The 15,301-nt window shown below is 65.2% G+C and carries 11 protein-coding genes; 1 reads left to right on the top strand and 10 read right to left on the bottom strand.

The annotated features are described in order from the left end of the window. Nucleotides 1-68: 68 nt before the first annotated feature. The 10 genes from B0G77_RS02685 to B0G77_RS02640 form a co-directional block, all read right to left on the bottom strand. Nucleotides 69-1,229, bottom strand: a complete 1,161-nt coding sequence (locus B0G77_RS02685) for an acyl-CoA dehydrogenase family protein (RefSeq protein ID WP_133660730.1) — start codon at nt 1,227-1,229, stop codon at nt 69-71. Beyond that, a complete protein-coding gene (locus tag B0G77_RS02680; protein WP_133660729.1) occupies nt 1,226-3,034 on the bottom strand; it encodes an acyclic terpene utilization AtuA family protein in 1,809 nt (602 codons plus the stop codon). The genes B0G77_RS02685 and B0G77_RS02680 overlap by 4 nt, the downstream gene beginning before the upstream one ends. Continuing rightward, nucleotides 3,019-3,783 carry an enoyl-CoA hydratase-related protein gene (locus B0G77_RS02675; protein ID WP_133660728.1) on the bottom strand — a complete coding sequence of 255 codons (765 nt, stop codon included), beginning with the start codon at nt 3,781-3,783 and terminating at the stop codon, nt 3,019-3,021. The genes B0G77_RS02680 and B0G77_RS02675 overlap by 16 nt, the downstream gene beginning before the upstream one ends. Beyond that, complete coding sequence (locus tag B0G77_RS02670) at nt 3,780-5,027, bottom strand: CoA transferase (RefSeq protein WP_133660727.1); 1,248 nt, start codon at nt 5,025-5,027, stop codon at nt 3,780-3,782. The genes B0G77_RS02675 and B0G77_RS02670 overlap by 4 nt, the downstream gene beginning before the upstream one ends. A gap of 23 nt (nt 5,028-5,050) precedes the next feature. Then, complete coding sequence (locus B0G77_RS02665; RefSeq protein ID WP_133660726.1) at nt 5,051-5,599, bottom strand: 2,4'-dihydroxyacetophenone dioxygenase family protein; 549 nt, start codon at nt 5,597-5,599, stop codon at nt 5,051-5,053. Beyond that, entirely contained in the window at nt 5,596-6,366 is a 771-nt protein-coding gene (locus B0G77_RS02660; protein ID WP_133660725.1) for a cupin domain-containing protein, read from the bottom strand. Before B0G77_RS02660 ends, B0G77_RS02665 begins: the two co-directional genes overlap by 4 nt. 263 nt (nt 6,367-6,629) lie before the next feature. Next, on the bottom strand, nt 6,630-7,439 hold the full coding sequence (locus B0G77_RS02655) for a GntR family transcriptional regulator (protein WP_133660724.1): 810 nt from the start codon (nt 7,437-7,439) through the stop codon (nt 6,630-6,632). A 378-nt stretch (nt 7,440-7,817) separates the two neighbouring features. Further along, nucleotides 7,818-8,348 (bottom strand): transposase, encoded by a 531-nt coding sequence (locus B0G77_RS02650; protein WP_243750907.1) that lies wholly within the window; start codon nt 8,346-8,348, stop codon nt 7,818-7,820. 1,114 nt (nt 8,349-9,462) lie between these two features. Beyond that, nucleotides 9,463-10,764: a polyhydroxyalkanoate depolymerase gene (gene phaZ, locus B0G77_RS02645; protein WP_133660723.1), complete on the bottom strand. Its 1,302-nt coding sequence runs from the start codon at nt 10,762-10,764 to the stop codon at nt 9,463-9,465. A gap of 636 nt (nt 10,765-11,400) precedes the next feature. Continuing rightward, nucleotides 11,401-13,206, bottom strand: a complete 1,806-nt coding sequence (locus B0G77_RS02640) for an alpha/beta fold hydrolase (RefSeq protein WP_133660722.1) — start codon at nt 13,204-13,206, stop codon at nt 11,401-11,403. A 458-nt stretch (nt 13,207-13,664) separates the two neighbouring features. Between B0G77_RS02640 and phaZ (B0G77_RS02635) the strand changes: the two genes are divergently transcribed. Next, complete coding sequence (gene phaZ, locus B0G77_RS02635) at nt 13,665-14,942, top strand: polyhydroxyalkanoate depolymerase (protein ID WP_133664016.1); 1,278 nt, start codon at nt 13,665-13,667, stop codon at nt 14,940-14,942. The last annotated feature ends 359 nt before the right edge of the window (nt 14,943-15,301 follow it).

Below are 15,301 nucleotides of genomic sequence, written 5' to 3'. Positions count from 1 at the left end.
GATCCCGTTGGGGTTGTCGGGTGTACTTCTGCCACGCCCCGGATTCCGTTTGTCTCGCGCCGCGCGCGTCAGTACGACTTCGGCAGCCCGAGCGCCTGCTCGGCCACGTAGCACAGCGCGAGCTCCTGCGTCACCGGTGCGAGCAGCGACAGCACGCTTTCGCGCAGGCCGCGCTCGACGTGGTACTCCTTCGCGTAGCCATAGCCGCCGTGCGTGCGCACCGCGCGCAACGACGTCTCGAAACTGGCCTCCGCTGCCAGGTACTTGGCCGCCGTGGCCTCGACCCCGCAGGGCTTGCCGGCGTCATAGAGCGCCGCCGCCTTCCACATCAGCAGTTCGGCCGATTGAAGGCGCATCCAGCATTCCGCCAGGGGATGCTGGATCGCCTGGTTCTTGCCGATCGGGCGGCCGAACACGACGCGTTCCCTGGCGTAGTCCGTGGCCCGCGCCAGCGCTGTCTCAGCGGCGCCGAGCGCGGCAGCCGCGACGAGGATGCGCTCCGGGTTCAACCCGTGCAGGAGGTACCTGAAGCCCTGGCCTTCCTCGCCGATGCGATCCTCGACGGGGATTTCCAGCCCGTCGATGAACAGTTCGTTCGAGTCCACCGCCTTGCGCGCCATCTTCTCAATTTCGCTGATACGCACATGCGAACGGTCGAGGTCGGTGTAGAACAGCGTGACGCCGTCCATCGGCCGCGCGCATGCCTCGATCGCCGTCGTGCGGGCCACGAGCAGTATCTTGTTCGCTTGCTGGGCGGTCGAGGTCCAGACTTTCTGGCCGTGGACGATGTAGCGGTCGCCCGCGCGGCGGGCGAAGGTTCTGACGCGTGTGGTGTCGGAACCGACGTTGGGCTCGGTCACGCCGAAGCAGGCGCGATCCGAACCGTCGATCAACGGCGGCAGCATGCGCCGCTTTTGCGCCTCGCTGCCGAACACGACCACCGGCTGCGGGCCGAACAGGTTCAGGTGTACCGACGACACCGCCGCCGAGCCGAGCTTGCCGATCGTGCGCATCACCATCGCGGCCGCCGAGATGCCGAGGCCGGCGCCGCCGTGTTCCTTGGGCATGGTCACGCCGAACCACCCGCCGCGGGCAACGGCGTCGCAGAACTCGTTGGGCCAGCGCCCATCGCGGTCCCGCTCGAGCCAGTAATCGGCGCCGAAGTCGGCGCAGCGGGCCTCGACGGCGTCGCGGATTGCAAGCTGGTCGTCGGAGAAGTCGAAATTCATGCGGGGAGCTCCTGCAACATGCCTGCGGGGACGTCGACCGGCATGTCGAGCAGCATCTGCGCCATGCCCTTGCCGAGCGGGTCGTTGCGCAGCGACGCCATGCCGCCGCCGCCCAATGCACGCGCGCAGACGAGGTTGATGGCATGGATGCCGGGCAGCTCGTAACGTTGGACCGGCCCCTGCACCAGATGGCCGAGGTACGTCGCGACCCGTTCTGACGTCACCTGGTCTCTTAGCACCGGCAGCAGGGCCGGATGCCGCGCGATGAGACCAATGTTGGAAGTGTCGCCCTTGTCGCCGCTGCGTCCGAGCGCGATTCTCAACAGCGGCACCGTCTGGCGTGGGCCGGCAGGCAGCGCACCCCCGGTGGGCACCAGCGGTTCCAGCGCGCCCTGCGGCTGCGGTGGCGGCAGCGTCACGGTGAATGTCGTCTCGCCGAGCGTGACCGTCGGCGTCACCTGCGCCTTCGGCATGAGCCAGGCGAACTGCCGCAGCACCGGCGACACCGGGGGACGCCCACCAGCACCGGTCGTGCCGGGTGACCAGGATGTGCCGGGTGCGGCCAACTCGCGGCTGAACATCTCCAGTGCACGCCGGTCGGCATGCGTCACCGTCAGGCGCAACACGACTTCGCGCGTCGGCAACGGGCGCGCATGGGGCCCGTAGGCCGACTCCGTGCCGAGCAGCTCGATATGGGTGCCCAGGAAATCCGTGAACCCGCACTCACGCAGCAGCCGGCGGCCGCGCTCGAGCAACGCCTCGCCTGTGCGCTGCGCCTTCGCTGCGGCGTCGATTCCGACGATGGTAAGCTGTCCGGACACCTTGAAGCCCGCCGGCGCGGTGGCGCTGACCTTGTAGGTGCCGGTCGGCGGCCGGCCGCGCGCGCCGGTCACGAGCACGCGATGCGGCCCGGTCTGTTCCATGCGCACCTGTCGAAAGTCGCAGGTCACGTCCGGAAGCAGATAACTGGCCGGATCGCCTATCTCGTACAGCAGTTGCTCCCCGACGGTTGCGGGCGTGACGAGGCCGCCAGTGTCCGCGGGCTTGGTGACTTCAAAGCTGCCATCTTCGTGGCACTCGACGATCGGATAGCCGATGTTCGCCCAGTCCGGCACGCTGGCCCAGTCGGTGTGCAGGCCGCCCGTCGCCTGGCAGCCGCATTCGATGATGTGGCCGGCCAGGCTGCCGGCGGCGAGCCGGTCGAAGTCGTCGGCCGCCCAGCCGAACTCGTGCATCAGCACGCCGAGGGTGACGGCACTGTCGACGCAGCGGCCGGTGATGACGATGTCGGCGCCCGCGGCCAGGGCGCGCGCGATGGGCAGTGCGCCGAGATAGGCATTGGCCGTCACCAGCCGCTCCGGCATCGGTTCGCCGCTGGACATTTCGACCGTGCCGGCCGCTCGCATCGCGGCGGCGAGCGGGAGCACGTCGTCGCCTTCGACGATCGCGACGCGCACCGGGACGCCGAGTTCGTCGGCCAGAGCCTGCACCGCCGCGGCGCAGCCCTTCGGATTCACGCCGCCGGCGTTGCTGACGATGCGGATGCGCTGCTCGACGGCCTGCTTCAGCACCGAGCGCAGCGCCACCGTGACGAAGTCGATGGCGTAGCCTTCCTCCGGCCGCTTCGCCCGCGCGCCCGCGAGGATCGACATGGTGAGCTCGGCGAGATAGTCAAACACCAGGTAATCGATGCCCCCGCAGCGCACCAGTTGCACCGGCCCGAGGCTGCTGTCGCCCCAGAAGCCCGAGGCGCCGCCGATCCGCACGACCTTGCCCGGCGTCGAGAATGTCATTTGCCCGTCCATTGCGGTCTCCTTTTTTCCTTGAATGCAGCCACGCCCTCGCGCGCGTCGTGGGTCAGGGCCAGCAGGCCGAGCTGCCCTTCGCCGAAGGCGATCGCCTCGTCGAAGGACATCGAGCGCATCGCCTTCATCGCATACATGCCGCGCCGCAGCGCGGTGGGTGAGTTGGCGAGCAGCCGCGACAGCAGGCGCTCGAGCGCAGCGTCGAGGTCGTCAGCCACCTCGTTCACCAGACCGATCTCGCGTGCCCGCGCCGCGTCGATGGGCTCGCCCGTCAGGCACAGCTGCGCCAGGCAGCGCAGCGGCAACTGGGCCTGCAGCACGGCGAGCACCTGCATCGGGAACACGCCCACCTTCACCTCGGGCAGGCCGAAGCTCGCGTGCCGGGCCGTGATGGCGAGATCGCACATCGCGAGCAGGCCCATGCCGCCGGCCATGCAGGCGCCGTTGACCCGCGCGACGAGCGGCACGTTGAGCGTGCGCGCCGTGCGCAGCAGGTCGGCATAGGCGCTGGTCGGCGTGGCGTAGTCGAACGCGAAGGCATCCCCGCCCAGGTCGGCGCCGGCGCAGAACGCCTCGTCGCCCGCACCGGTGAGCACCACCGCGCGAATCGTCTCGTCAGACCGGGCGCGATCCAGCGCTTGCTGCAAGGTGCCGATCACTTCCGCGTTGAGCGCATTCCGGCGCTCCGGACGGTCGATGGTGAGAATCAGCCGCCCGTCCTGCCGGCTGGCGTGCACGACCTCGCTCATGCTTCGACTCCCGTTGACTCGCTGCAGGCCGCCACTTGCGTCACGCCCGCCTGCTCCATCTCGCGGATCTGCTGCGGCGAGTAGCCGGCCTCGGCCAGCACTTGCGCACTGTGCTCGCCCAGCAGCGGCGGCGGGCGCAGCGGCGGCAGCGGGGTTTGCGGCCATTCACTGGGCACCGCCATGGTTCGCAGCATGCCCTCGGTGGGATGCTCGAACTGCTGGAAGAACCCGATGTCCTGCAGGTGCGCGTCGTCCATCAGCGACTCGAACGTGTGCGCCGGCAACACCGGGATGCCGAGCGGCTCCAGCAGCTCGCGCCATTGCTGCGTGGTCTGCGCTTTCAGCTTGTCGGCGAGGATCTTGTACAGCGCCTCGACATGCTGGGTGCGCGATTCGCCGTCGGCAAATCGGGGGTCGGTCTCGAATCGCTCGGCCTCGCCGACCGCGCGCATGAAGGCCTTCCACTGGTCGTCGGTGTAGACGACGAGGCACACGAGGCCGTCCTGTGTGGCGTACGGCCGCCGCTGCGGGTTGAGCAGCCGCGGATAGCCGAAGCCGCCGCGCGGCGGGATGAACGTGTGGCCGTACAGATGATCGCCCAGCATCATCTGCGCGGTGGTCTCGAACATCGGCACGTCCACCGCCTGCCCGAAACCCGTGCGCTCGCGCGCGAGCAGGGCCGCGCAGATCACGCCGAACGCGTACAGGCCCGTGGCCCGGTCCGAGAGGTTGAGCGGGGCATAGCGCGGCACGTCGGAACCGGCCCGTACACTGGCCTCGGGGATGGCGACTGCCGCCTGGATCAGGTCGTCGAAGGCGCGCAAGTCCGCATAGCGGCCGCGCTGGCTGAAGCCGAAGGTGCCGACATAGATCAGACGGGGGTTGACCTGCCGCAGCGCGTCGTAGTCGAGCCCGAGGCGCTTCATCGCGTGTGGCCGCACGTTGTAGACCAGCGCGTCGGCCGTCTGCACCAGCTTCAACAGCGCCTCCTTGCCTTCGGGATGCTTCAGGTCCAGCACGATGCTGCGCTTGTTGCGGTTCAGGTTGAGGAACAGCGGGCCGGCACCCGCGCGCCCGCCGGGACCGACGGCGCGCAGCATGTCGCCGCCGGGCGGCTCCACCTTGATCACGTCGGCCCCCAGGTCGGCCAGCATCTGCGTGGCCGAAGGTCCCATGACGACCTCGGTGATGTCGATGATGCGCAGGCCGGCCAGCGGCCCACCCTGGTTCGAGTCGTTGCTCATTGTGTCCGTGCTCCTCTTTCCGGTCAGGAACCGGCTACGTCGGCGCCATTGCCGCGGATGTAGGGCACCGGTCCGATGTCGCGCGCTGCCGCGAGGGCCTCGATCGCGTACCGGATCGAGACCGCGTCATTGAGCGAGTGGAACGTGCCGTCCTCGTTGAAGCTCACTTGCGCGCCTTCGATCCACGCGATGGTGATGGTGTCCTCGGTGTTGTCCTCGGGGGTGTAGAAGGTGTGCACCGAGCCGGCGGGCTCGTACAGGTAGGAGCCTGCCGTCTGCCGCTGCTCGGGGTACTCGCGATACGCCCAGCAGCCCTGGATCGTCCACACCTGCGCCGTACCGGTGTGGTAGTGAATCGGCAGCGAGCAACCGGGTTCCAGGATGGCCATGAAGACCCACTCGCCGCGCTCCAGATCAAGGCGCAGCGGCTTGATGTGGATGCCCGGAAAGACATCCCTGATCAGCGGGATCTGCTCGATGTTGACGGACAGGAGCTTGTCCTGTGGCAGAGCGGGCAGCGGCAGCGGGGCGCCGGTGGACGTGGTGGGCTGCGCGAGCATTCTTGCGTTCATGAATTGTCTCCCGTTGTTACTGGATTTGAAGCAGTGGATGGAAGCCGCCCCATGATAAGGAAGCCGGATGCAGGCTGCTCCGGCAAACAGCGCAGGGAGGCGGCGACCCCGCGCGGAAGAAACAGGAAGTCGCCCGGGGCGAGACCGAAGTCCTGCCCGTCGACACGTGCGTCGATCCGTCCGTCTTCGACGTAGAGAACCTGCTCGACGTCAGGCTCCGCGGTGCAGACCGATGGGCTGCCGGCAGGCATGCGCAGCGCCGCAATGTCGACCCAGCGCGCGCCAGCGGTCTCGCGGTCGATGAGGGGAACTGTGCCGGTGGCGGCGTCGCCGGCGGCAAGCACGCGCACCTTGCCGTGAGCGGGCGCGGCGGCAGCGCCGTCGGGCTCCGTGATCGTGTGCGCCGGGTTCTCGCCATACGGCGGCGTATAGACGACCAGCACACGCCCGGGCTGGTCGCTGGTCACGCGAAACGAATGGAACACGCCTGCCGGCACGTAGGCCCAGGTCCCGGGCTCCATCGCTTCCACGCGGCCTTCCGCCCCCGACTCGCCGGTTCCCTCGATCATGTAGGCGCATTGCTCCAGGTGCGGATGCGCGTGCGGCCGCGCGCCGTGCGATTTCACGATCGTGCCGACCAGCACTTCGAGCGCCGTCGCGCCAACAGTCTCGGGACCGATCACGCGCACGTTGGAGGTGCCGGTATGGTTGGCCGGCGCGTAGGCGGCAAGATCGGCCGCCCGGATCACGGTAGGTACGGGCTTCATTCGGGCTGGCACCATGTGGTCTTCGTCGCCGGCGCGGTGGCCTGCGCCGCCATGAAGCCGCAAGCGATAGGGCTGGTCGGATAAGGAGCCGACGCTCTTGCCTGCGACGCGAGCAAGGGGGTAGCGAGGAGGGGAAGGTTCCGCATGCGCATCGAACTCCAGCGAGGATTTAACTTCGGAGAGTTGAACCTAAATGCCTAATGTTAGTAGTTTAGGCATGCGCAAAATGACGTCAAGTACGGGCTTACCCGACAGTCACGGGCTTACCCGACAGTTCGCCGCTGGGGCTCAGTGATTTCGGGCGCGGTTTTCAGGGCGGACGCGGGGAGGTCGATCTCGGAGACGTAGCGGTCGCCCCGATACCAGGCGGCACCGGCGTACAGCACGTTGCCTTTACCGTCAACCAGGCGCCGAGAGATCTTCGCGACCGGCGAGGCAAACGGAATATTCAGCATGTCGCATAGAGGAAAATCCGCGGGCATCACGGCCATGCGTTGCCGCAAGCGTTTGCAGCGCGCGCCCAGTTGGTCGAGCACCGCGGCAAGCAGTTTGCGCTTCCTGGCGGTGTCCTTGGGCAGTGATTCGAAAACCCACATGGGCACATAGATTTCGGCGTAGCAGAATGGCTCGCCGGAATAGGAGTGAAGCTTGCGAACACACACGTAGTCGTCGACCGCCCGGTCATCTGGTCCGAGCAGTTCCTGCGGCACCTTGGTGCAGCGCCGGACTTCGAGTATCTCGAAGACGAGCGCCTGCGGCGCGGCGAAGGGGTTGTTGATTACCTGTTCGAGGTCGCCCGTGGCGGCGGGCAGCGCTGCAACGTGGGTCCCCACGCCCCGCTGGCTGCGGATCAACCCTTCCTTGGAAAGCAGCTCATATGCTTGCCGGACGGTAACGACGGCGACGCCGAGATCGTCTGCAAGCTGCGTGATCGGCGGCAGCTGCGTGCCGAGCGGGTACTCACCCTTCGCTATTCGGTGCCGCAGCAGGGACGCCAGCCGCTGATACTGTGCAACGCCGCGCTCAGCCGGCAGCTCCAGCCGCGCGGCCCCAATGGGTCGCTCTTCCGCCATCGCGTAAATCCTAATCAACCAATGTTGGAATTATATGCCAGTGATGGGGCTAGCGTCCGCTCGCGTTCCTGGCACACACCCCGACAACTCCATGGGACGGCTCAAAAAGTAATCGGTCGGAGGGGCACTGTGCAATCTTATGAACATGCGGGCGTTGGCGCAGGCACGGCCGACCGCGGCAATTGTGCAAGAGGCCTCGTTGCATGATTGGCTTGGTCCCGCGTCGCGACCTTGTGGGACGGTCAAGGCGAGGCGCACGCGACTGATAAGCAGTTCTCGTCTCGCGACAAGAGCTTGCTTCGTAAGTCGCCAATAACCGCTTTCGCTCTGCAACGGCTGCAATGTGAGTAGAGCGGCCGCTGGAATGACCATCTAAGCTCAAATGCGAATGTCCGAAAGTGGCCGGTTTGCGACTGATGCCTTTCCTCGGGAAAGCGCAGGGCAACGGTAAGAGTGCTCTATTGGTCCATGCCAATGGCGCGCGCCATCTGGCCTGAGCCGGGGCAGCGCGTCGCGCAGCAGGGGGGATGCGTTGCGGTTGCCGGGCGCGGACATGAATGGCGCGATGATGTTGCAGTCGCGATCGCAGAAGGCCACCACCTTGTCGCCCGTGAGATGCTTGTGACCGCTATAGCCGAGATTGTCGCCGCCTTTCTTCGCCGCCGTCGTCATGCCATCGCCGTGAATGACGGTCAGATCGAGCAGCTGATCATCGCGAAGCCTGCTCACCCAGTCCGCAAAGATGGTATCTATGCAACCATCGGCCTGCCAGCGGCGCATCGCGCGGTAGACGCGAGCGTGACGAATTTCTGGACGCCCCAGGCAATCCTTATCGATCGGCAGTGCCTTCCACTGGCATCCCATATAAAGCACCTGCAGAATGTAGTTGAAGATCTTGTGCAGGCTCAACTGTGGCAAGACACCCATTAGTGGGCCTGCGTCAAGTGAGCAGACACCCATTAGTGGGCCTGCGTCAAGTGCCTCGACGCTCATAGAAATGGACCCACTTGTGCTCACCTGAGCGTACCCATCCGGTGCGCAGTACTTCGTGAAGGAGCTCGAGCGTCGGGAGCGAGAAGGTTTGCGGACAGGTTGGTGGGTTGGACGGGTTCCGGTGGCTTGCTTGCCTGTAGGGCCACGAACTGTGCAGTGACTAGTGGGGGATGAGCCGACGAACGGATGGGGGATCGCGGCGAACGGCGACGGCGTCTGGGCTGACCTCGCAAAGCGGGGCCATGATGTGACGCCCTGGAGCCGGGTCAAGGGGGGCGGAAGCCCAGCGAAGCGGGCCCTTGGCGCGGCGCAGGGGCAATACGCTGGAGCATGGCTGTGAGCGCGGCATTGGGCGCCCACAGCCATGCGGACAGCAACGCGCAACAACGAGGCGATCCTTGTTCGCGTAATGTCCGTCACAGGCTTACCGTGTAAGGCTGGTATTAACCATCATTAACATAGGCATCCTAACTATTTCAGCCGATATGAACGCTTCCGCGACGTCGTCCGTGTGCGCGGCGCTGGTTTTAGCGCGGCCGCCGGCACAGCCATCTAATTGCTTGATTTTATTGAGAATTGCTTGTGCAATTCAGAACCTGCGCATCGGCGTTGGCGCGCGCCAACGGGCTTGATCTATCCGCAACCCCACGCCGACGACCAGCAGACTTCGCGCACGCTGGCAAGACAGCCACGTGAGTCAGCGCGCAAAATAATTGCTGCTGCCTCGTCATTAACTGTCGTCGTAGCACCGGCAAACATCAGCATATCGCCGCGACCCGGCAATGAGTTCTTTGGCGATCAAGCAAGGTTAACTTTTAGGTGATGTTGACCTCTTTGGCAAGAGGTTGATCGCAATATTTTGGTCGTACAGCCAATCGTGCGGCAGCCGAATGGGTCATTTTCCGTGAGCAGACGTGGGTCAATTCCCGTGAGCGTCAAGGCAAGTGAGCAGACACCCATTAGTGGGCCTGCGTCAAGTGAGCAGACACCCATTAGTGGGCCTGCGTCAGGCTCAGTTTCACCGGAATCGCTAGTTAGCGTTGCGTTCCATCCATCGGCCGCCGACGGGCTCGACTCTGGATGCGCCATCGAAGGCGTATTGCCGGATCAGGTCGTGAATGGCCGGGTAAACCTCGGTGCGCCAGTGGGGTCCGGAGAAGAGATCATAGTGTCCGCACTGGCGCACCATCACGTGCCGCCTGTCACGCGCGTCAATACCCGGGCACAGGTCGTGCGCGGCGTGCGTCTGGCCGCGCCCGGAGATGTCATCGAGCTCGCCTTCGATGGTGAGCAGCGCGGTGGCGTGGATATCCTGCGGACGGACGGGCCGGCCCCGCACGCTCCAGTGTCCGCGGGCCAGACGAAATTCCTGGAACACGGCCTGGATGGTGTCCAGATAGAACTCGGCCGGCATGTCGAGTACCGCGTTGTACTCGTCGCAGACACGCCGGTGCGCCTCGGCTCTGCCGATGTCGCCCCGCAGCAGATCGATGAAGCAGTCCCAATGCGAACCCACCAGACGATCCGGGTTCGCCGCCACCAGACCGGCGTGCTGCAGAAAACCCGGGTACACCCTGCGACCGGCGCCGGGGTAAGGCGGCGGCACGGCGTGGATCAGGTTCTGCTGAAACCAGGCGAGAGGCTGACGCGCGGCCAGGCGGTCAATAGCGGTGGGGCTACGGCGGGCATCGATCGGACCGCCCATCAGGATCAGGCTTACCGGCACTGGCTCGCCCGCGGTTGCCAGCAGTGAAATGGCCGCGAGGGCCGGCACGGTCGCCTGGCAAACGGCAAGCACATGCAGGTGGCGCGTGCCGATATGACGGATAAACGCCTGCAGCTGGTACACATCGTCATCCAGGTGGAACGGCCCCTCGGCCACCGGCACGTGGCGGGCATCGGTCCAGTCGGTCACGTACACATCATGCGCCGGCAGCAGGGTTTCCACGACTTCCCGCAGCAGCACGGCATGATGACCCGCGAGCGGAGCACAGACCAGCACGACGGCCTGCGGCTCCTGTCCGGCGGTGGCGCCACTCGCAGCCAGATCGCGGGCGAATCGCAGGAGGCGGCAGAACGGCCCTTCCAGCGCGACCTGCTCGGTTACGGGAATGGTGCGACCGTCATGCTCAACCGCCGTGATGCCGAACGCGGGTTTCCCGCAAGTCACGGCGAGCCGGTAGAACAGGTCGCAGCCCGCAGCAAGACAGGGTGCGCCCGGAAGGTGCGAGAACGGGCTGTCAGGGTCGATCCATGCGTTCGTGATGCCAGCAGCCCACACCGTCAGCGGCGCCAGCAGCGCGCGCTGATATTCGACGAACGGGTACAGCATAGGGACTCCGGAAAGAACACCAGAACATCCGGCCAGCACGATCCGGCAGCGTCAACATGATGCATGTCTGCGTTTGTCCGGGACGACGGATGCGCTGCAAGGACTGATGCGCCGCGTGCAAGACCTTGGTCGTCGGCGATGGTGTCACCGATGTCGCCATGTCCAGGCTGCTGCTGGCCAGACTTTCACTATAGGTCGGACCGGCAGTGCGGCAAGGGCTGACGACGAGGCTGATTGCCGACAGGCGCCGTACCCGGTTTCCGTCCGCCAGATCGTGGCCTTGCTATTGGCAGACAGGCGTCAGACTTTGCCAGCTGCGCGGTTGACGCCGGCGTAAATCCGACACTAAACGGCGCCGAAATGTTGAGTAGAAGCGTCAATGATACCAGGCGGCCAGTGACGGCCGCCTGGCGTGTCATTCCGGTTCCGTCGCGGCGCTCGTTTGTTCGACACCGTTTCCGTGAACCAGGCGTTCCAGTTCACCAATCATGGCCTTGATATGGGACAACTCCCCACAGTCATGCCTGGACCGCCCTATCATCGCAAATTGCACAGAAATCAGGGACACGCCCACTCAAGGGGCACCTGCTGCAGCGTGACGGTACCGGCGCGGTGCATCAGCACGAACGGAGGCACTCAGGGCTCGAGCACGTAAGTCCCCGGCGCATCACCGAGCACCGTACCGGCGCCCACTCGGGGTGGTGCGACCCTGTCGCCGGAATGCGCGGCCAGCCATTGCTGCCAGCACGGCCACCATGAACCGTCGCGCTCGGGTGTCGATGCGTACCATTCGTCCGGGCTGACATTGGAATCGCCGTTGCGCCGTGTGCCGGAACGATAGTGGCGTCCGGCGTGACCGGGTTCCGAAACGATGCCGGCATTGTGGCCGCCTGACGTCAACAGAAAACTGATCTCCGTGTCGGTCATCAGATGGAGCCTGTACACCGAGCGCCAGGGCGAGACGTGGTCGCGTTCGGTGCCGACGAGAAAAACCGGCAGCCGCAGGTCGCCGAGCGCCACCGCCCGTCCGTCCACACAGTACCGGCCCTCGGCGAGGTCGTTGCGCAGGTACAGCCGGGTCAGATTCTCGCTGTGCATGCGGTACGGCAGACGTGTGGTGTCGGCGTTCCACGCCATCAGGTCGGTGCGTTTCGTGCGCTGGCCAAGCAGGTATTCATGTACCAGACGGGACCAGACCAGATCGCGCGAATGCAGCAGCTGGAAGGCACTGGCCATCTGCGGGCCGTCCAGATAACCCTGCTCCCACATCAGCGCATCGAGGTACGCCAGCTCACTCGCATCGACAAACAGCCCGAGTTCCCCCGGCTCACTGAAATCGGTCTGTGCTGCGAACAGCGTAACCGTCTGCAGACCGGCAGATCCGGAGCCGGTATCGCGTGCGCGTGCCGCCGCGCCGATTGCCAGGAGCGTGCCGCCGAGGCAGTAGCCGGCTGTATGCACCGGGGCCGCACCGCTGATGCGACGTATCTGGGCGAGCGCATCGAACAGGCCCTGCTCGAGATAGTCGTTCAGGCCGGTATCACGCGCTTCCGCATGCGGGTTCTTCCAGGAAATCATGAAAACTGTGTATCCCTGTTCCACCAGGTAGCGCACCAGCGAATTATGCGGCGACAAGTCAAGAATGTAGTATTTCAGGATCCACGAGGGCACGATCAGCACCGGTTCGCGCCGGACCGTCAGCGTCTGCGGCAGGTACTGGATCAGTTCGATCAATGCGTTGCGATAGACAACCTTGCCCGGTGTGACGGCAACGTCCCGCCCGACGCAATGGGGGGCGCACAGGCGCCTCAGGGGACCCGGCACGGACCCGGCCAGCAGCGCCTGCTGGTCTTCCAGCCAGTGGCGCGAGCCGTCGATAAAGTTGCGTCCACCGGTCGCCGCGATCGCCCGCAGCACTTCCGGGTTGAGCCACCAGCAGTTGCTCGGCGAGAGCATGTCGGTCCATTGCCGGGCCGCGAAACTGACCAGCTGTTCATGGTGTGGCGAGACGCCGCGCAGGCCCGTGGTGGCGTCCCGCCAGAACGACTCGAATTGCAGGAACATGGCACGCAGCAGGTTGAAAGGCAAGCGGTCCCAATCGGGATCGGTGAAGCGCGGATCGCTGTCCCCGTCGTGGCGCGCCGGCGTCTCCACGAGAGCTGTCTGCCAATATTCCAGGAAGGGCTGCGCGAGCGCATGGTGCTTCTCGGGCGAGGCGGCCAGATGCAGCGCCCAGTCGAGCCACGCCAGCGACAGCGTCGTGGGCGAGAGACCGCCCGTGACACGGGCCAGCGCCGCATGCACGGCCCGGTCGAGTTGCCCGTCTGCCACCTCGCGGGGCGTGCCCGGACGTTCGCGCGTGCAATCCGGTCCGCCTGACGACCCGGCCGGCAGCACACTGGGCCCTGGATCTTCAGACGATTGTCTCACTATCTCGGTCATCGTCATTCCCGGAACGCTGACGTCGCGGCGTGCCTGAAAATTAGACCGCGCAAACGTGACGCGGTGCGACGACTGCATTGGGCGATCCGTCAGGTGGGGTGAACTTCATCCGTCTGGAGCAACCGGAACGGGAGCTGCACCGGGCTCTTTCCGCAGCAGCCGGATGGCGTGTTTGCGGTGATAACCGATCGGGGCATACCCTTCCGCTTAGCTGCCGTACTGGGGAATTCCTTACAGGCTAATCATTCTTTCCGTACACCAGTATCAGCTCTTCCGCGTCGAAGCTATTGCCAAGCTCGACTACGATGATCGTTCTCCGCGCGCGAGCGCAGCATGCCGTGTGGGCGATCAACCGTGACTCCGATGAGCGCGGCGCAAGTGCTGAACACGTTGGCCAGCTGACCGAGGCAAGGGCATCGGATCCACGTGACGACATCATTCAATCCTCTGGGCTACGCATGTTCTACGAGTTGCACGAGTGGCAAAACGCGGTCTGGGCACCGTTGCTTCCCTGGCTTCAAACCACCGCCCACCTCCTTAAACCCGACGAGAAAGCCCGGCACACCACACCCTCCAACATGTTCGCCGCTGGCTGCGAACTGCTGGTACGGCTATGCAAGCGCTACCCCAAGCCTCAGTTCGGTCTGACGGAAATCGAGATCGATGGCGAGCAGGTCGCGGTGACCGAAACCGTGGCTTTGGAGAAGGCGTTCTGCCGCCTGCTTCGCTTCGAACGCGCGATTCAGTGCGCGCAGCCGGTTGTCCTGGTCGTCGCGCCGCTATCGGGCCATCACGCCACCCTGCTGCGCGACACGGTCCGGACGATGCTGCCGGATTTCAACGTCTATATCACTGACTGGCTCGATGCCCGACAGGTGCCGCTCGCTGAGGGAACCTTCGGTCTTGACGACTACATCGCCTATGTCCGCGAGTTCATCGACTTCCTGGGTCCGGAAGTTCATGTCGTGTCGGTGTGCCAGTCGACCGTCCCGGTGCTCGGAGCCGTTGCACTAATGGCAGATCAGGGCCAGCCCACGCCCAGGAGCATGACCCTGATGGGCGGCCCGATCGACGCGCGCCGCAGTCCCACCGCAGTCAATAATCTGGCTGTGAGCAAACCGCTCGACTGGTTCACGCGGACCCTGATCGACACGGTGCCGCATCCGCACGCCGGCGCCGGTCGCCGCGTGTACCCGGGCTTCCGCCAACACACCGCGTTCGTGGCCATGAATCCCGATCGTCACCTGGAAGCGCACATGAACTACTACTTCGACGTGTCGGCGGGCAACACCGCGGCGGCGGCCACCCATCGGCGTTTCTACGACGAGTACAACGCCGTGCTCGACATGGCCGCCGACTATTATCTTGAGACGGTGCGCGTAGTTTTCCAGGAATATTGCCTGGTCCGCGGCACGTGGTCAGTGCGCGGCGAACAGGTGCGTCCGCATACCATCCGGAGCACGGCCTTGATCACGGTCGAAGGCGAGCGGGACGATATCTGCGGGTTGGGCCAGACCCACGCCGCGCAAGATCTCTGCGCGGCTATCGACACGTCGCGCAAGCACCGGATCACTGTCGCCGGATGCGGCCACTACGGTGTCTTCTCGGGCACCAGATGGCGCAAGCAGATCTACCCGCAACTTCGTGACCTGATCTACCAGTACGAGTCGATCCCCGGGCACGGCGCGGATGCGCGACCGCACCAGCAATGTGACGCTGCCGCAATGCCGTGTTAGCGCACAGTTAGGGATGAGTGGTTTCAACCGTTTCGGCACCCGCCGAACCCGGTCCGACAGCAAACTACGGTGGGGGCTAAACACCGCCAGTCCCGATCGGCGGCACGCGACCCACTATAGATAGTCCGTCCCGCTTTCATCGATACTGGTGGGGGACTGGCAGCTCGCTGCCAGTCGAGGCGGGACATGCACCCGTGGACTACGAATAACTCGACCCAAACGCTTGGACGATTACCGTTTTAGCTTCGAGTCTACGGGTGCGCCTGCGTCCGATAACGAATACTCAGGGTTCGCCGTCGCACCGGCTCACTATATTGCCTTCGCTGGACGCAAGCATGCATGTCCCTACCGGGTAATCT

Source organism: Paraburkholderia sp. BL10I2N1, from assembly GCF_004361815.1.
Lineage (GTDB): Bacteria > Pseudomonadota > Gammaproteobacteria > Burkholderiales > Burkholderiaceae > Paraburkholderia.
Note: the sequence above shows the minus strand (reverse complement) of the source record. Positions and strands in the feature narration are given on the sequence as shown.

Coding starts and splice junctions, on each gene's coding strand:
- B0G77_RS02675 (WP_133660728.1), bottom strand. CDS start 3,783: ATGAGCGAGGTCGTGCACGCCAGCCGGCAGGACGGGCGGCTGATTCTC.
- B0G77_RS02685 (WP_133660730.1), bottom strand. CDS start 1,229: ATGAATTTCGACTTCTCCGACGACCAGCTTGCAATCCGCGACGCCGTC.
- B0G77_RS02680 (WP_133660729.1), bottom strand. CDS start 3,034: ATGGACGGGCAAATGACATTCTCGACGCCGGGCAAGGTCGTGCGGATC.
- B0G77_RS02670 (WP_133660727.1), bottom strand. CDS start 5,027: ATGAGCAACGACTCGAACCAGGGTGGGCCGCTGGCCGGCCTGCGCATC.
- B0G77_RS02655 (WP_133660724.1), bottom strand. CDS start 7,439: ATGGCGGAAGAGCGACCCATTGGGGCCGCGCGGCTGGAGCTGCCGGCT.
- B0G77_RS02660 (WP_133660725.1), bottom strand. CDS start 6,366: ATGAAGCCCGTACCTACCGTGATCCGGGCGGCCGATCTTGCCGCCTAC.
- B0G77_RS02640 (WP_133660722.1), bottom strand. CDS start 13,206: ATGACCGAGATAGTGAGACAATCGTCTGAAGATCCAGGGCCCAGTGTG.
- B0G77_RS02665 (WP_133660726.1), bottom strand. CDS start 5,599: ATGAACGCAAGAATGCTCGCGCAGCCCACCACGTCCACCGGCGCCCCG.
- phaZ (WP_133660723.1), bottom strand. CDS start 10,764: ATGCTGTACCCGTTCGTCGAATATCAGCGCGCGCTGCTGGCGCCGCTG.
- phaZ (WP_133664016.1), top strand. CDS start 13,665: ATGTTCTACGAGTTGCACGAGTGGCAAAACGCGGTCTGGGCACCGTTG.